At 61.3% G+C, this 17,050-nt stretch carries 12 protein-coding genes; 9 read left to right on the forward strand and 3 right to left on the reverse strand.

The window, feature by feature from the left end; translation table 11 throughout:
- Nucleotides 1–15: 15 nt before the first annotated feature.
- Together PWM43_RS12935 and PWM43_RS12940 are read right to left on the reverse strand one after the other, a co-directional pair.
- Nucleotides 16–360 (reverse strand): MFS transporter, encoded by a 345-nt coding sequence (locus PWM43_RS12935; protein ID WP_289842940.1) that lies wholly within the window; start codon nt 358–360, stop codon nt 16–18.
- 20 nt (nt 361–380) lie between these two features.
- Nucleotides 381–1,487, reverse strand: a complete 1,107-nt coding sequence (locus tag PWM43_RS12940; protein ID WP_289842941.1) for an acetamidase/formamidase family protein — start codon at nt 1,485–1,487, stop codon at nt 381–383.
- A gap of 148 nt (nt 1,488–1,635) precedes the next feature.
- Between PWM43_RS12940 and PWM43_RS12945 the strand changes: the two genes are divergently transcribed.
- The 3 genes from PWM43_RS12945 (at nt 1,636) to PWM43_RS12955 (ending at nt 6,020) form a co-directional block, all read left to right on the forward strand.
- A complete protein-coding gene (locus tag PWM43_RS12945) occupies nt 1,636–2,625 on the forward strand; it encodes a PDR/VanB family oxidoreductase (RefSeq protein ID WP_289842942.1) in 990 nt (329 codons plus the stop codon).
- Nucleotides 2,626–2,783: 158 nt separating this feature from the next.
- Nucleotides 2,784–5,162, forward strand: coding sequence for a TonB-dependent receptor (locus tag PWM43_RS12950; RefSeq protein WP_289842943.1), 2,379 nt, complete (start codon nt 2,784–2,786; stop codon nt 5,160–5,162).
- A gap of 21 nt (nt 5,163–5,183) precedes the next feature.
- The gene (locus tag PWM43_RS12955) at nt 5,184–6,020 is read left to right on the forward strand and encodes an oxidoreductase (protein ID WP_289842944.1); all 837 of its coding nucleotides are present in this window, start codon (nt 5,184–5,186) and stop codon (nt 6,018–6,020) included.
- Nucleotides 6,021–6,152: 132 nt separating this feature from the next.
- Here the strand turns inward: PWM43_RS12955 and PWM43_RS12960 are convergent, their stop codons facing one another.
- Nucleotides 6,153–8,243 carry an AsmA family protein gene (locus tag PWM43_RS12960; RefSeq protein ID WP_289842945.1) on the reverse strand — a complete coding sequence of 697 codons (2,091 nt, stop codon included), beginning with the start codon at nt 8,241–8,243 and terminating at the stop codon, nt 6,153–6,155.
- A gap of 417 nt (nt 8,244–8,660) precedes the next feature.
- Between PWM43_RS12960 and PWM43_RS12965 the strand changes: the two genes are divergently transcribed.
- The 6 genes from PWM43_RS12965 to PWM43_RS12990 all read left to right on the forward strand — a co-directional run bounded on the left by PWM43_RS12965 (nt 8,661) and on the right by PWM43_RS12990 (nt 17,025).
- The gene (locus tag PWM43_RS12965; RefSeq protein WP_289842946.1) at nt 8,661–10,784 is read left to right on the forward strand and encodes a catalase; all 2,124 of its coding nucleotides are present in this window, start codon (nt 8,661–8,663) and stop codon (nt 10,782–10,784) included.
- Nucleotides 10,785–11,001: 217 nt separating this feature from the next.
- Nucleotides 11,002–12,669, forward strand: a complete 1,668-nt coding sequence (locus PWM43_RS12970) for an FGGY-family carbohydrate kinase (protein WP_289842947.1) — start codon at nt 11,002–11,004, stop codon at nt 12,667–12,669.
- 80 nt (nt 12,670–12,749) lie between these two features.
- A complete protein-coding gene (locus tag PWM43_RS12975) occupies nt 12,750–14,087 on the forward strand; it encodes an ABC transporter substrate-binding protein (RefSeq protein ID WP_289842948.1) in 1,338 nt (445 codons plus the stop codon).
- 53 nt (nt 14,088–14,140) lie between these two features.
- Nucleotides 14,141–15,040, forward strand: a complete 900-nt coding sequence (locus PWM43_RS12980) for a carbohydrate ABC transporter permease (RefSeq protein ID WP_289842977.1) — start codon at nt 14,141–14,143, stop codon at nt 15,038–15,040.
- Between the two features lie 4 nt (nt 15,041–15,044).
- On the forward strand, nt 15,045–15,872 hold the full coding sequence (locus PWM43_RS12985) for a carbohydrate ABC transporter permease (RefSeq protein WP_289842949.1): 828 nt from the start codon (nt 15,045–15,047) through the stop codon (nt 15,870–15,872).
- A gap of 43 nt (nt 15,873–15,915) precedes the next feature.
- On the forward strand, nt 15,916–17,025 hold the full coding sequence (locus PWM43_RS12990) for an ABC transporter ATP-binding protein (RefSeq protein WP_289842950.1): 1,110 nt from the start codon (nt 15,916–15,918) through the stop codon (nt 17,023–17,025).
- The last annotated feature ends 25 nt before the right edge of the window (nt 17,026–17,050 follow it).

Genomic DNA, 17,050 nt, shown 5'->3' on the forward strand with positions numbered 1-17,050 from the left:
CGCTCGGAATCCCCTTCACGCAGGCCATTCAGTAAAGAATAGAGCCTCAAAGGAAGTATCACGTCTACATATCAAATTCCGCAACAGAGCCCCATAGAGGATGAAACCCGCGAGGATCGTGCGCCGGGCTCCGAAGTGATCGGAGATGCGCCCGGCGATGGGCGAACCAGCGGCCATGCCGAGGGAAAGCATGAGAAAGGCCGTGCTCACGAAGCCGCGCGACCAGTGGAACGCCTCGGCGATCGGGGCAAGAAACAGGCCGAAGGTGATCATGACGACGGGTGTGACGCCGGTCATGGCCCCGATGGTGCAGGCCGCCATCAGCCCGATTTCGCGGCGCCGCGCAGATTCAGGGCTCACAATCGCGCTCCCTTGCGAGGTCAGGATTTTCGGGCGTGAGGCAGGATGTCGCGCTGGATTTTCATATGGGCGCCGACGGTGCCGTCAACGACCTGCGTGACCCCGAGATCGCCGGAAACGGACAGAAGCGAATAGGCGTCGTCCGACGAGAGGCCGGTTTCCCTGAGCAGCGAAAGCATGTCGAGAGAGGCTTCCTTCGCTGCTACGTCGAGGCTGTCTCCAAAGCCATGAACGATGAAGTGCTCCGGTGTTTCGAGAAGCGGTGAACGGAAGGTGAAATCGCGCCGCAGGATGACCTGGAACAGCACATCGAGCGACGCTTCGATGGCCGTGCCGCTGATTTCCCCGTCGCCCTGGCTGATATGCGGATCTCCGATCGAGAACAGGGCGCCATCGACCTGGACCTTGTAATACATCGTGGCCCCGGCGCCGATCCGCCAGTTGTCGATGTTGCCGCCGTGCAGACCGGGCGGGATGGTGCTGACGCGTCCGAGGACGTCCGGAGCGACGCCTGCTGTCCCCAGATGGGGGCGGACGGGAACGCGCAAGCCCGCCAGGGCCGGTTGCCGGTCGCATTCCGGACAGTCCGTGATACGGCCCGGCGTCAGGTATTTTTCATGGACGTCATAGGCATACAGGGCCTGAGCCGTGTTTGTGGCCGCATCGAGGTCATAGATCGTGACGCGCTCGCGTTCGCCGAGTTCGGTGTAAAGCTGCCCCCAGTGGGCAGCGAGGTTGGAGCCGTAACGAAACCGCGGGGTCATGGCGAGGTACCGGACTTCCAGCATGTCGCCGGGTCTGGCATCGCGCACATGGATCGGACCCGTCATCAGATGCACGCCCGGATGGCGGTCCGCCTCAGGAATGGCGCTCCAGATTGCGTGCATCGCCTCGTCCATCAGGAGCGTGGGGTCGTCACCGGCGTGATGCGTCAGGGCTTCGGCCTGAATCAGATCGCCGGATTCGACGATGAGGGCCGGAGCGAGGGAAGCGTCGAAATACCCCCAATGCACGTTCCGGGGGACGGCCTTGAGGTGATGGAGGGTTTTGGGCGCAACGAGAGGGCGCGTCGGGCCAGAGTCGCACATCAGAACCATGGGTGAAACCTCCGCATCATAAAAACTCATGGGACCGGAACGATCCTTTTTCGCAACATCATAATCATAAGGGCCGGTCAGAGAATTGTGCCAGAGCGCCCCAATCCTTGACATGCGCGCACAAGCCCGTCGTCCATCTTGTTTTTATGCGACTGCCGATGATTGTCAGAAGGAGGACATGTTCAACACTTCCAATTGCGGCGAGCTTGCTATGACCGATCCGATCCTGCCGGTGCGTGTGACCCGGCTCGTCGCGTTGACACACCGGATACTCGGCATCACGCTGAAACCTGAGAACGGCGCGTCTTTGACGCCGGTTGTGGCGGGTGCGCATATCGACCTCCATATCCCCTGCGAACAGGGGCTGATCCGGCAATATTCTCTGACAAATGCGCCCGGCACACGAGACCGTTATGAGATTGCGGTCCTGCTCGAGCCTCAGGGCCGCGGTGGGTCGGCGTGGATTCACAGCCATATCGCCGTTGGCGACAGACTGGAGATCAGCGCGCCGCGCGATCGCTTTGCTCTGTTCGAGCCTGCGCCGCACCATGTCCTCATCGCGGGCGGGATCGGTATCGCACCCATCTGGTCTCTGGCGCAGCGCCTTATGCAGATCGGTGCTTCCTGGGAGATGCATTATGCGGCGGCCACAGAGAATGACGCGGCTTTCGTGGCGGAAATCCGCAAGTGCGGGACCTCAAAGCTGAAGACGTATTTTCCGCAGGAAGGGCGGGCGCGCCTTTCGTTCGAAGCTCTCGCACAGGCCTGTGCGCCGGACAGCCATGTTTACTGTTGCGGTCCGGCGCGGATGATGGACGATTTCGATGCCGCATTCGGGGTATTGCCGCAATTCCAGCGCCATCGGGAGCACTTTGCGGCGGTGGCTGCGCCCGCCAAGGGGGGTAATTTCGAAGTCGTTCTGGCCAGGACCGGGTGCACCGTTCAGGTTGGTGAAGGCCAGACCATCCTGGAAGCCGTGCGTGCGGCAGGCGTCAGTGCGATATTTTCCTGTGCGGAAGGTGTGTGCGGCATGTGTGAGACACGTCTGATCGAAGGTGTCGCGGATCATCGCGACAGCGTCATGACAGCAGAGGAGCAGGCTCGGGGCGAGACCATGATGATCTGTTGTTCGGGCGCGAAAACCCGACGTCTGGTTCTGGATCTCTGATGCGGTAACGGAACGTTAATCCTGCAACCTATTTCGTTTTCAGAACATAACGCGGACGCCAGAAGCAAGAAGGTTTTTTCTGCTGCCCTTTAGTCTCTTTGCATGCTGCAGTTGCGGTTCGCGCCTGCGGTGTCAGAATGCAACGCAAGGAGAAGCTCATGCGCAAAGGTTCGTGGCTCCGTCATATCGCGTTGAACAGCAGTGCCCTGTCCCTGATCGTCTCGCTCGGCCTCGTGACAGAAGCGGGCGCGCAGACGATATCGGGCAAGGCGGCAAGGAAAATCGCGGATGGCCGGAAGGTGACGGGGGGCAAGGCTCCCATGGCCTCGAAGGTCCAGGACAAGCCGGAGACCATTCAGGTGCGTGCGATCGCTCGTACGGTGGATGTCCAGAAGACGCCGACCTCTGTCACGACCATCAGCGCATCGACCCTCGATCATCAGAACGTGACGAGCCTGTCCGGCCTGAACGGTCTGGCGCCTGGCCTGAACATCGCCAAGACCGCCGGCTACCAGACCAATATTCAGATCCGTGGGGTGGGCATGCAGACGGCCCAGAACACGCTGACGACCTCGACGGGCGTGGCTGTCTATATCGATGGCGTCTATATCGCCAACTCGGTCTCGCTCGATCAGACCTTGTTCGATCTTGAATCCATCGAAGTGTATCGCGGGCCGCAGGCCACCCAGTACGGGCAGAGCGCGCCGGGCGGCGCGATCGTGATGAATACGGCGGACCCGACCTTCGATCGCATTTCCGGCAAGGTCGAGGCATCGGGCGGCGATTACAACCTCGCGCGGGGCCGTGCGCAGCTCAATGTGCCGCTCACCAGCAATCTCGCCATTCGCGGCTCGTTTCAGTCCTATACCCATAGCGGTTTCGCGCACGCGACCTCGCCTTATCTTGGGCGGTACGATCTCGACGATGCCCAGGACAATGCCGGGAAGCTGGCCATCAAGTGGGAGCCGTTCAGGAACTTCACGGCGACGTTGACGGGGCAGTGGTACAATGCCACGCCGCATGGCGCGGAGCAGAAGAATATCATCGACACCGCGATCAATCCGCGCGTCGTTAATCAGGACTATCCCGCTCGGAGTTCCCTGGCCAGTTCCCTCTATCACCTGAACCTGGACTGGAAGACATCGCTCGTCGAGTTGACCTCCGTGACGGCGGCGCAGCACATGCATAATCACGAGCAATACGACAATGCCCATGTGAGCGAACGCATTCTGGGTCGGTATGACGTTCTGCCGGACAATGACAACACGATGAACAACTATTCCGAGACGATCACGCTCAAATCCCGCAAGGCAATGCCGATCGACTGGGAGGTCGGGTTGTTTCTGATGGGGCAGCGCGGACACGCTTATGTCAACGAATTCGGCGGCATGGGTTATACTGGCTGGCCGGACTATCCGGTTCCCGAAAACGTCATGACGCACGCGCCTTCCACTCTGACCTACGGCAACAAGCAGACGGCGACGCGCTTTGCGGTGCAGCCTTACGTCGAGCTGGGTTACCACATCACGGATCGTCTCCACCTCAAAGGCGGCGCCCGCTTCAATTATGACCGGTACAGTTCGAACAGCGACGGGTTTTCGGCTTTCGGGAACAGTTCCAGCCAGCATAGTTTCTCGACGAAAATCCCGACCTGGAAAGCCGAACTCGATTACGATCTGACGCGGCCTTCCGCGAAGATCGAAAGCATGGCCTATTTTTCCGTCGGCACGGGTTACAAACCCGGCGGCGTGAATGGAAATCCGACGGCCAAGGTCATCAGTCAGGAATTCAAGGCCGAGCGTATTCTCAACTACGAGATCGGTGCGAAGAACTGGTTTTTCGATCACCAGTTCATGTTCAATATCGCGGCTTTTTACGCCAATTATCGCAACATGCAGTATATCGCCGACGATCCATATCCCTATGCCTACGGTATCGCGAACGTGCCAAAGGTCGCGCTATACGGGATCGAGATGGAAAGCGCATATGTGGCTCTTCACGACCGTCTGAGGATCGACGGCTCGCTGACGCTCGAGAAGAGCCGGATCACCTCGAATTACAGATCGCTCGATGCCTCGACTGTAAATGCCGCCTATGCGTCTTCACCTGCCTGCGCTTATGGCGGCCAGTATTACAGCCGTGCATGCTGGGCAGCTGTCGAAGCTTCCGCGCCCGACGTCAGGGGGAATCAGGCGCCGGGCATGCCGAACATACAGGCGTCCCTTTCCGCGTCCTATCTGTGGAACGTGCCTGGGGGCACGCTCATGACGCGGGCGCAGTACATCTATCGCGGCAATTACGCGGCCCGGATTATCGACAATCCGCTGCTCGATCACGTGCCCGCCTATTTCATCTTCAATGCTTTCCTCGAATACAAGCCGCGGGCAAGCCAGTGGAAGATGTCTTTCGCTGCGACCAATCTTGCGAATACCGCAGGCGTGAACTCGCGTTTTACCGATCCGTACGGCACGAACCAGACCAGTGAGCAGTATATCGCGCCGCGTCAGTTCGTCGGCACGATCGGTTATAGTTTCTGACCGCAGGCAGGTATCGCGACGATGAGAACATGGTTCATCACCGGAATTTCAGGCGGCCTCGGGCGGGCGCTGGCTGACGAGGTCCTGTCAGCCGGAGACCGTGTCGTCGGCACTTCGCGCCGCGATGGGGCCGCGTTTGATCTTCGGGAACGTCATGGCGCGCGCCTGCGTCCGCTCACGCTCGATCTCGCTGACGAGGAAGCTGTCGGGGCTGCCGTGAAAGACGCCGAGCAATGGGCCGGAACGCTGGATGTGGTCGTCAACAATGCCGGATACGGGCTGACGGGCGCTATCGAGGAGACCTCCCTGCAACAGGTGCGCGATATTTTCGATATCAACGTTTTCGGGCCGCTGGCGGTGATCAAGGCCGTTCTTCCGGCCATGCGCGCGCGCGGATCGGGGCATATCGTCAATATCACCTCGGTCAGCGGCCTTGCGGCCTGGTCCGGCACCGGAATTTACGGCGCGACGAAATTCGCGATGGAGTGCATCGGGCGGACGCTGGCCATGGAGGTCGAGCCGCTCGGCATCAAGGTGATCAACGTCGCGCCCGGCGGGCTGCGAACCGGTTTCGCGGGCGGCGCTCTGGAAGATTCCCTGGAGAATATCCCGGATTATGCCAGGACGGCGCATGAAGCGCGCGCCATTCTGACCGGGCATCAGGGCGAGGAGCCCAACGACCCCGTACTCGCGGCCAAAGCGATTATGACAGCAGTCGAGGCGATGGAGCCGCCGCGATGCCTTCTTCTGGGGGCCGATGCCCTGCGTTACGCAGAGGGAGAAATCGCTTTTTTGCAGCAGGATTTTGCGCGATGGCATCCGTTGACTTTGTCGGTCGGCATCAAAGACAAGGATTGATGCCCGCTATGAACGCGACCGGACCCGTTCGGGGAAGACCCATGGAGCGAGGAGATGTCACGCTTCGCCACGAAACGGCCCAGGACCCCCATCTATGCGTGATCTCTTCACATCCGGTTCGGCTGGGCGCGTTCAGTGTCCGGCCTTGTCGAGTTTCTTCTTCCAGGCCGCGCGAACGGATGCCGGGCTGGCCTTGGCGCCCTTCGCGTGAGAGGGCGATGTGACGGTGGTTGCGCCTTTGCCGTTCTGGTCGGCGGCGCGCGCCTGCGTCACGCCACCGGGCTTGATGCCCGCGGCGGGATTGGCGTTCACGGCCTGCACGGCAGCTTCGCAGCGCGAACCTTTGCCGACGCCGAGCTGGATGGTCGGCAGCAGGGCCAGCGGCGGGAATACGAAGCCCAGCCCGACGGCGGCGGCCGTGCGCCCGATGATCTCGGCGCCGGGAAGCACCGTTGGCGATTTGAGCGGCCCCGTGATGTTGAAGGCACCGGGGATGGACAGGATCGTGGGATGGATGGCCCGTGTCGTCAGGGAATAATCGAGACTGTTGCTTCTGAAGCTGATCGAACCTCGCCCCAGCGTACGGGTTTCCCTGGTCTCCAGAAGCAGCGTCCTGGTGTCCACCACGCCATTGCGCAGCGGCATGTCCGCGATGAAGCAATCGAGCTGCGTGTGGCTTGGCAGCCCCAGCGCCGAGAGCAGGGCGTTGCCAAGCTGGAGGCCGAGGATTTCAGGCAGCAGGGCCGAGATGTCGCCGCCACGGTCCAGCACCAGCGTCAGTCCGCCATTGCCGTTGGCCATAAGCGAAGCCAGCGAGTTGCCTGTTGAATTGAGCGTGAAATTGCCGCCGATCACCCCACCTTCGGCGGGCGTGCCGGTGGTTGTGCTTACGATATGCGCAAGGTCGATCTGGCGGAAGTCGAACTTTGCTCTGGTCGTGAAGCCGCCTTTGCCGGGGGTGAGGGTGGCCGTGCTCGCGAGCGTGCCCTTGCCGACGGCAAAGTTCAGTTTTTTCAGGTCGATCGCGCCGTCCTGGACGGAAACCTCCGCATCGATATTGTCCAACGGGACGCGCTTGTTCTGGATGCGGTCGCCCTTATAGGTGACGTGAGCATTGACGGCATTGAGTTTGGGCACGTCGATCGGCGTGTCGGGCAGGACGTTGGGGTCCTTCGCGTCCGCCTTTTTCTCGCTGGCTGTGGCCGGTCCCGGTTTGCCGCCGATGAAACCGCTCAGATCCTCGATATCGACCCGGTGCGAGTGCAGCGCGGCCTCGACGAAAGGCACTTTCTGATGGGGATCTATGACGACCGTGCCGCCGATGTCGCTCGAACCCATTTTGCCCGCGAAATCGTCGAAACGAATACGTTTCTCCGTGTAATCAAGCCTGCCGGTGATGTCATAAGCGGGCGTGCGGGGAATGGGGATGCCGGTGAGCGGATAGAGCAGCGCCATGTCCGGTCCGGAAAAATGCAGCTTCAGCTTCGTGCCCTTGAAAGCCATCGGATCATCGACCGTGCCTTTGAGTGTGGCGTGCGTCGGGCCGTTATGGATGTTCAGATCGACGGGGTAGGGGCTTGCGGCATCCGTGAGAGACAGGAGTGCGCCTCCGACGAAATGGCCTTCGATGGGCTGGTTGGCGTAACGACCGGTCGTATCCGCGACGATCGTGCCACGATCGCCCGTGCCCGCCGGCGGCGTGGTGTGCAGGGCCGTGTTCATGTCGGCCTTCAGCCTGTCATCGCGGAGGCGCACATGGCCGTCACTGATCTGAAGCTCCTTCAGGGACGAAGGCGAAAATCCCGTGCTGGACGTGTCGGTGCTCGAACTGTCGGACGTTCCGAACGTGTAGTTGTTCGTCCCGTCGGCGCGACGCCGGATGTCCGCGCGCGGTGTATCGAGCGCTATAAGCGGAATGAAGATCCGTCGGTGAACAATATAGTTCCAGACGTCGAATTTTACGGTGGCGTGCTGCGCCGTGAAGAAGGGCGCGTTCTCGTTCTCGAAGCCCTTGGGCTGCTCGCTTTTGAGATCGTCCACCGTGACGCGCGTGACGAAACCGAGCCGGACATGAAGATGGGCGATCGTGGTGGGGCGACCGAGCGCGGCCGTCGCCTTGCGGTTGACCAGAGGGACGAACCAGTCCCAGGACCAGAAAATAATCAGCAGGACGATGAGCAGAGTGAACAGGCCGACACCTGAAAACAAAAATCTGTGCCGCAAAAATTGGTGCCGGTGAAAAAGTGACGTCTGATTCATGTGGCCCCTGCCTGCCTTACCGGTCTGGAAACCGGATCAATCTGTTTTTATGGACCGTTCCGCAGAGGTCGGAGCGAAAGGCCGGGATAGGGATCCGGCACGGTCAGCTCCTCTATGCGCTGGAACGCGTCGATGCCGGAACCAACGTCTCTCCAATGGCGCGGTTTCCCAACGTCTCCGGCATTGAGGACCATTCGCGGTTTTTGGAGATTCGCATGTCCGGAGACGCTCTATGCTCCATGGGGGAAAAGAATTCGGGGAACATTTGGCGCGCCGGTCCTTTCTAGTTCCATCGCCCGCATTTTTCGTGGGCACGAACTCGCAGTGGCAGGAGCGCGCGGTCATGGATCGGGCGTTCTTCGAAAGACGGAGGCAGACATCATGGCCGATAGCGCCGATAAACGGGCCGACAACCGGATCGAAGTCACGATTGGCGACCAGACGGTGGAGCGCGGTCCGCAGGGAGCGACGCACCAGACCGCAAAAGGTGAGACCCCGACCCTCACCACCCAGCAGGGCGTGCCTGTCGCGGACGATCAGAACACCCTCAAGGCGGGTCCGCGCGGCGCGTCTCTTATGGAAGACTTCCATTTTCGCGAGAAGATCTTTCATTTCGACCACGAGCGTATTCCCGAGCGCGTCGTCCATGCGCGCGGCTACGCGGCCCACGGCTTTTTCGAATTGACGGACTCGCTGGCCGAATACACGACAGCGAGCGTTCTTGGCAAAACCGGCGTTCAGGTGCCGGTTTTCACACGTTTTTCAACGGTCGCCGGAGCGAAGGGGTCGTCCGATCTCGCGCGCGACGTGCGCGGTTTCGCCGTGAAATTCTATACCGAGGAAGGCAACTGGGACCTCGTCGGGAACAACATGCCGGTCTTCTTCATCCAGGACGCGATGAAGTTTCCTGACATGGTGCATGCCGTCAAGGAAGAGCCCGATAGCGGGTTTCCCCAGGCGCAGTCCGCCCATGACAATTTCTGGGATTTCGCGTCTCTCTCGCCCGAGACGGTCCATATGCTCATGTGGGTGATGTCCGACCGTGCGATCCCGCGCTCCTTCCGGTTCATGGAAGGATTCGGCGTCCATAGTTTCCGTCTCATCAATGCGGAAGGGAAGTCGACTTACGTGAAATTCCACTGGAAGCCGAAATCGGGCTTGCAGTCGGTGGTGTGGAACGAGGCTCTGAAGATCAATGGCGCCGATCCGGACTTCCATCGCCGGGATCTGTGGGACGCCATTCAGTCCGGCGATTTCCCGGAATGGGAGCTGGGCGTCCAGCTTTTCGACGACGCATTCGCGGATTCATTCGATTTCGACATCCTCGACGCCACGAAGCTGATCCCCGAGGAACTGGTGCCGGTGCGCCGTGTGGGGCGGATGGTGCTGAACCGTGTCGTCGATAATTTCTTCGCGGAAACCGAACAGGTTGCTTTCTGTACGCAGAATGTCGTGCCAGGCATCGGGTTTACGAACGATCCCCTGCTTCAGGGGCGCAATTTCTCGTATCTCGACACGCAGACGAAGCGTCTGGGCGGCCCGAATTTCACGCATATCCCCATAAACGCGCCGAAATGCCCGTTCCATAATTTTCAGCAGGACGGGCACATGGCCATGCACAACCCGAAAGGACGTGCGAATTACGAGCCCAATTCATGGGGGCAGGGGCCGCGCGAAAACCCGCAGCGCGGCTATCGCCATTACGAAGAGGCGCTCGAAGGCCGCAAGACCCGCGAACGTGGAGAACTCTTCGCCGATCATTACAGTCAGGCCCGTCAGTTTCTGATGAGCCAGACCTCGACGGAGCGGACGCATATCAAGAATGCGTTCGTCTTCGAACTCAGCAAGTGTCAGACACCGGCGATCCGTTCGCGCGTCGTCGCGCATCTGCGCAACGTGGACGAGGATCTGGCGAAGGCCGTCGCGGCCGGATTGCGACTGGAAGCCCTGCCGGAGGCCGCTCCTCCCGCGCGCAAGCCGCTGACCGGCCTCCCGCCTTCGGACAGGCTGAGCATTCTCAAAAACGGTCCTGACAGCTTCGCCGGTCGCAAGATCGGTGTCGTGGTGACGGATGGAACCGATGCGGAACTTCTGAAGGCGCTACTGGAAGCCGCGAAGGCGGAAGGCGCCAATGTGGAGCTCATCGCGCCTGAAGTGGGCGGCGTGAAAACGACCGACGGCAAGCTGCTCGCGGCCGGGCAGAAAATCGTCGGCGCTCCTTCCGTCCTGTATGATGCCGTTGTCCTGCTGCCTTCGGCCGACGGCGCGAAGCGGCTCGCCGGTGAGGCGACGGCACGGGATTTCGTGGCGGATGCCTACGCCCATGCAAAGTTCATCGGCTACGGACGCGACGCGGAGTCCATGCTCGCGAAAGGGGGGATTACGTCGGCCGACAAGGATGACGGGATCATCTCTCTCTCAGCCGCCGGTGACATGAAAGCTTTCATTCAAAGCTGCCGTGCGCTTCGTTTCTGGGCGCGCGAGAGCAAAACGCACTCCGTTTAAAGCGTGACGGACAGTTCCGGGGCGGCCATTCGCCTCGTTTGAAGATGATATTCGAGAGGCAGCATGCAGGAATGCTGCCTCTCGTCGTGTCGCGTCTGCGGGCATGCCTTTGAACCCGCACAGAATAGTTATCCCGAGTGATAAAATAACTCTATACGGGATATATATAACGTTCTATCCGTTATCGTCGTAAGAATGTGGGATATGGACGGCGAGTATGGATGTTGTCATCGGGATTGATGTGGGGACGGGAAGCGCGCGGGCAGGTGTATTCGCCCTGGACGGCCGCAAGCGCGCTTCCGTCGTCACCCCTATCCGTACCTGGCATCCGGCTCCGGATTTCGCTCAGCAGTCCTCGGCCGATATCTGGTCGGCGGTATGCTACAGCGTGCGCGAGGCCGTCGCTCTCGCGGGGGATGTTTCGGTGGTGGGCATCGGTTTCGATGCGACCTGTTCCCTCGTAGTGGTCGGAGCCGAGGGCGAAGCACTTTCCGTCGATCCGAAGGGCGCGCCAGGGCAGGACATCATTCTGTGGGCGGATCATCGCGCGGTCGCCGAAGCCGATGAAATCAACGCGGGTGGCCATGAAGTCCTGCGTTTTGTCGGAGGTACCATCTCACCGGAGATGGAGACCCCCAAGCTCGTCTGGCTGAAGCGGCATCTGCCGGACGTTTTCGAGCGCGCTGCCTGGTTTTTCGACCTTCCCGATTTTCTGACGTGGCGCGCGACCGGCGCCTCTTCGCGCTCCGCCTGTTCCACGGCCTGCAAATGGACCTATCTCGCCCATGAAGGGCGCTGGGACGAAGCCTATTTTCGCGCCATCGGCCTCGGCGAACTGGCTGATGAGGGCTTCTCGCGCATCGGGCGCGACATCCGGTCCCTCGGCGGTACGGTCGGGGATGGTCTGAGTGCTTCGGCGGCGGCGGAACTCGGGCTGCGTGCCGGTATTCCCGTCGGAGTGTCGGCCATCGATGCCCATGCGGGCGGCATCGGCCTGCTCGGCGCGGCGCGCACGGATGGGGAGGAGGGCGTGACGCTCAACCAGAGTCTCGCGCTGATCTGCGGGACGTCGAGCTGTCACATGGCGGTCTCGCCCGAAGCCCGTTTCGTGAAGGGGGTCTGGGGGCCTTATGCCGAAGCCATGCTGCCCGGCATGTGGCTTAACGAGGCCGGACAGTCCGCGGTCGGTTCGCTCGTGGATTTCGTGGTGGATACCCATGCGGCGGGTGCCGCGCTGAAGGCGCAGGCCAAGGCCGAGGAGCGGAGCGTTTTCGCCCTGCTCAATGAGCGCGTCGAGGCGCTGGAGGCGCGCGATCTTCCTGGCGCGATCACGGCCAACCTGCATGTCCTGCCGGATTTCCATGGCAATCGCTCGCCCTATGCGGACCCGTCCCTGCGCGGCGCGATCGACGGGCTGCCGATGTCGGCGACGGCGGATGATCTGGCGCGGCTCTATCTCGCCACCATCCAGGGCCTCGCCTATGGCACGCGCGACATCATCGATGCCCTGAACGACGAGGGCTATGCGATCGACACGATTTTCGCGACCGGCGGATGGACGAAAAACGCCCTCTTCCTGAGAGAGCACGCCAATGCGACCGGCTGTCGTATTCTGCTGCCGCGGGAACCGGACGCCGTCCTGCTGGGTGCTGCGATCCTCGGCGCGGTCGCCTCGGGCGTTTTTTCGGACATGCACACCGCGATGAACGCGATGAGCCACGAGGGGGAGGAGATCCGTCCCGATCCCCGCACGCGAGCCTATCACCGCGCCAAGAGCGCGATCGCGCGCGAGATGCATGTCAACCAGTTGCGTTATCGCCGACGCATGGCAACCGCGGATGACGCGGTTGCGAACGGAGACGGGACGACGTCCCCCCGACTTTGAGGCGTTTTACCATCGTTTACCGCTTTATCACTCCGCCGGATGCGACTGCCCGACGGGCCGCTCTTGAAGGACAAGACGCTATGTTTGCTTTCAGTTCCTTTTGCCGCAAGACTGTTCTCTCCGTTCTCATCGCCGGGACGGCGCTCGGTTCCGGTTTGTCGGCGGCGCAGGCGGACAGCACCCTGACGATCGCGACGGTCAATAACGGCGACATGATCATCATGCGGCAGCTTTCGAAGGAATTCGAGAAAACGCACCCGACCATTCACCTGAACTGGGTGACGCTCGAGGAAAACATCCTGCGCCAGCGCGTCACGACCGACGTCGCGACGGGAGCGGGGCAGTTCGACATCATGACCATCGGCAACTACGAGGTGCCGATCTGGGCCAAGCAGAAATGGCTCGCCGAGATCGCGCCGACCGCCGCCTATGACGTCAACGATATCCTGCCCGCCGTGCGCTCCGGCCTGACCTATCAGGACAAGCTCTATGCGCTGCCGTTCTACGCCGAAAGCGTGATGACCTATTACCGCAAGGACCTGTTCGAGAAGGCCGGGCTCAAGATGCCCGAGAGCCCCACCTATGACCAGATCCGCCAGTTCGCCGACAAGATCACCGACAAATCGAACCAGGTTTACGGCATCTGTCTGCGCGGCAAGCCGGGCTGGGGCGAAAACATGGCTTTCGTGACGTCGATGGTGAACAGCTTCGGCGGTCAGTGGTTCGGCAATGGCTGGAAGCCCATGCTGGACAGCGCGGCATGGAAGGCCGCCATCAACTGGTACGTCTCGGCCCTGAAAGCTGATGGCCCTCCGGGCGCGACCTCGAACGGTTTCAATGAGAATCTTGCGCTGTTCGCAAGCGGGCATTGCGGCATCTGGATCGATTCCACGGTCGCCGGCGGCCTTCTGTTCGATCCGAAGCAGTCCCAGGTCGCGGACAAGGTCGGCTTCGCGGCTTCGCCCAAAGGCGCCTACGGCAAGGGGCCGACCTGGCTGTGGAGCTGGAACCTGGCGATCCCGGCCAGTTCGAAGCATACCGAAGACGCGCAGACTTTCGTGACCTGGGCGACGTCGAAGGAATATGTCCAGCTCGTCGCCAGGGAAAAAGGCTGGGTCGCCGTTCCGGCCGGAACCCGGCAGTCGACCTACGACAACCCGGACTATCAGAAGGCCGCCCCCTTCGCGGCTTTCGTGAAGAACGCGATTGCGAATTCCGATCCGAACGGCCAGACCGCCGAGCCGCGTCCCTATACGGGCGCCCAGTTCGTCAGCATCCCGCAGTTCCAGGCCATCGGAACGCAGGTCGGCCAGACCATCGCCGCCGCGCTGTCGGGCCAGATGACCGTGGATCAGGCGTTGTCGGCGTCGCAGGCTTCCACGACGCGGACGATGCGTCAGGCCTCTTACCTGCGTTGATGCTTTCGCTCTGACGGCCACGTTTCAAGGATTTCACCATGGATGCCACCACCATGACGACGGCGCCACCGCCCGTCAGAGCGGGTTCGACCAGCGGGCGGAAGAGCGGCATCCTGCTGCTCTCACCCGCCGTCGTCCTGCTGCTCGTCTGGTCGATCGTGCCGCTGCTCCTCACGCTGTGGTATTCGTTCCGGAACTACAATCTCGTGGACCCGACGATGCACGGCTTTGCGGGGTTCAGCAATTACTGGTACCTGCTGACCGACCCGGACTTTCTGGAAGCGCTGCGTAATACGGCCCTGCTGGTGGTCGGCGTTCTGGTGATTTCGGTGGGCGGCGGAACGCTGCTGGCCGTTCTTTACGATCAGGAGTTTTTCGGACGCGGGATCGCCCGCGTGCTGGTCATTTCACCGTTCTTCGTCATGCCCACCGTCTCGGCGTTGCTGTGGAAGAACCTGATGCTGCATCCGATCTATGGGGTCTATGCCTGGATGATGCGCTCTGTCGGTCTGACGCCGATCGACTGGCTCCAACGTTTTCCCATGGCGACCGTCATGATGATCGTCGCATGGGAGTGGTTGCCTTTTGCGGTTCTTATCCTGCTGACCGCCGTGCAGTCTCTCGACACCGAGCAGCGCGAGGCCGCGTTGCTCGATGGCGCGGGACCGGTTGCACGCTTCCGGCATATCATCCTGCCGCATCTCAGCCGCGCCATTACGGTCGTGGTGATGATCGAGACGATCTACCTGCTGACGATCTTCGCGGAAATCATGGTGACGACGGCGGGTGGCCCCGGCGTCGCCTCCACCAATCTCGCTTACATGATCTATGCCCGTGCCCTGTTGCAGTTCGATGTGGGGGGCGCGTCGGCCGGCGGCGTGATCGCCATCGTGATCGCGAATATCGTCGCCATGTTCCTCGTGCGGGCCGTGGCCCGAAACCTGGAGGCCTGATCTTATGGCTGTCAAACGCTCACGCGGCGCGTCGATCGCCATCGGTTCGCTCGGATGGATCATCGCGCTCTGGATTTTCTTCCCACTCTTCTGGATGTTCCTGACGGGCTTCAAGAGCGAGGTCGATGCCATCGCAACGCCCCCGCATCTCTTTTTCCGCCCGACCCTGGTCAGCTACGCGGAAGTTTTCGAGCGCGCCAATTACTGGCATTTCGCGCTCAATACGGTGCTGATATCCGTCGGCGCGACGTTCGTCGCAATCCTGCTGTCCATTCCGGCCGCCTATGCGATGGCGTTTCTGCCTGGCAAGCGGACGAAGGGGACACTGCTATGGATGCTGTCGACGCGCATGCTGCCGCCGGTCGGGGTTCTGGTGCCGATCTATCTGATTGCGCGCGACACGCATCTGCTCGATACGGTGGTGGGGCTGGCGATCGTGGACATGCTTACCAACCTGCCGATCACGGTGTGGATGCTCTACACATTCTTTCGCGAAGTGCCGTTGCCGATCCTCGAAGCGGGACGCATGGATGGCGCGAATCGCTGGCAGGAGATCACCGTGGTCCTGTTGCCGCTGGCCGTGCCGGGCATTGCCTCGACAGCGCTTCTTTCGATGATCCTGTGCTGGAACGAGGCGTTCTGGTCGCTGAATCTGACATCTTCGCAGGCTGCCCCCTTGACGGCGTTCATCGCGTCGTTCTCGTCTCCGGAAGGGCTGTTTTTCGGCAAACTGTCGGCGGCATCGACGCTGGCGGTGGCGCCGATTCTTATCTTCGGTTGGTTCAGCCAGAAGCAGCTTGTGCGCGGCCTGACTTTTGGGGCCGTGAAATGATGTCCGCAATTCAAACACTCAGACACGATCGGGAGGCTGCGTGATGGCCACTGTTGAACTCAAGAACATCCGCAAGACCTATATTTCCGAGGAGATCATCAAGGGCGTATCCCTGACGATCGAGGACGGCGAGTTCGTGGTGTTCGTCGGTCCGTCGGGCTGCGGAAAATCAACGCTGCTGCGCATGATCGCCGGACTGGAGGACATCACGGATGGCGATCTTCTGATCGACGGACGGCGTGTGAACGACGTGGGGCCGGCCGATCGCGGCCTGGCGATGGTGTTTCAGTCCTATGCGCTCTATCCGCATATGAACGTCTATCAGAACATGGAATTCGCCCTGAAGCTGGCGAAGATGCCCGAGGCCGAGCGGCGCGGGAAGATCGAGGCTGTCGCGAAGACGCTGCAACTCGAACCTTATCTCAAGCACAAGCCGGGCCAGCTCTCCGGCGGCCAGCGCCAGCGTGTCGCCATCGGGCGGGCCATCGTCCGCAATCCGAAGGTCTTTCTGTTCGATGAGCCGCTGTCGAATCTCGATGCGGCCCTGCGCGGCCAGATGCGCGTTGAACTCGCGACGCTGCACCGGCGTCTGGAGGCGACGACGATCTACGTCACGCATGACCAGATCGAAGCCATGACCATGGCCGACAAGATCGTCGTGCTTCAGAAAGGCATTATCGAACAGGTCGGCTCGCCGCTGGAGCTGTACCATCATCCCCGCAACCTGTTCGTCGCCCGCTTCATCGGCGCACCGCCGATGAACCTGCTGCAGGCACACGTTATAGCGGCTGACGAGCAGGGTACGCGGGTCAAGCTCGTAACCGGCCAGAGCGTAACGGTCGCGGTGGAGCCGCGCGCCGATCTGGTAGGGACCTCCGTGACGCTCGGTATTCGCCCCGAACATGTTCGCCTGGGCACTTCGGACGTCAACCCGGGGCAGGGCGTGGTCCTGCTGGCTGAGCATCTCGGCGCGCTGACGCATCTGCATGTTCGCATCAGCGATGGCCACGACATCATCATCCAGACCGAGGGTGGGGATGCGTTGACGGCGGATGCGCCCGTCGCATTCTCGTTCCCTCCCGAGCATTGCCATCTTTTCGACCAGAACGGCGTCGCCATGCCTCGGAAAGCACGGCGTTCGCTCGCCGCATAAACATTTCTCATCAGGAATCTCTCCG

It is taken from the genome of Brytella acorum (genome assembly GCF_029309905.1).
Taxonomy (GTDB): Bacteria; Pseudomonadota; Alphaproteobacteria; order Acetobacterales; family Acetobacteraceae; genus Brytella; species Brytella acorum.

Bases quoted from the DNA above. Each gene is read 5' to 3' on its own strand.
- PWM43_RS12985 (WP_289842949.1), top strand. From the start codon at position 15,045: ATGGCTGTCAAACGCTCACGCGGCGCGTCGATCGCCATCGGTTCGCTC.
- PWM43_RS12965 (WP_289842946.1), top strand. From the start codon at position 8,661: ATGGCCGATAGCGCCGATAAACGGGCCGACAACCGGATCGAAGTCACG.
- PWM43_RS12945 (WP_289842942.1), top strand. From the start codon at position 1,636: ATGTTCAACACTTCCAATTGCGGCGAGCTTGCTATGACCGATCCGATC.
- PWM43_RS12990 (WP_289842950.1), top strand. From the start codon at position 15,916: ATGGCCACTGTTGAACTCAAGAACATCCGCAAGACCTATATTTCCGAG.
- PWM43_RS12970 (WP_289842947.1), top strand. From the start codon at position 11,002: ATGGATGTTGTCATCGGGATTGATGTGGGGACGGGAAGCGCGCGGGCA.
- PWM43_RS12980 (WP_289842977.1), top strand. From the start codon at position 14,141: ATGACGACGGCGCCACCGCCCGTCAGAGCGGGTTCGACCAGCGGGCGG.
- PWM43_RS12975 (WP_289842948.1), top strand. From the start codon at position 12,750: ATGTTTGCTTTCAGTTCCTTTTGCCGCAAGACTGTTCTCTCCGTTCTC.
- PWM43_RS12940 (WP_289842941.1), bottom strand. From the start codon at position 1,487: ATGAGTTTTTATGATGCGGAGGTTTCACCCATGGTTCTGATGTGCGAC.
- PWM43_RS12955 (WP_289842944.1), top strand. From the start codon at position 5,184: ATGAGAACATGGTTCATCACCGGAATTTCAGGCGGCCTCGGGCGGGCG.
- PWM43_RS12950 (WP_289842943.1), top strand. From the start codon at position 2,784: ATGCGCAAAGGTTCGTGGCTCCGTCATATCGCGTTGAACAGCAGTGCC.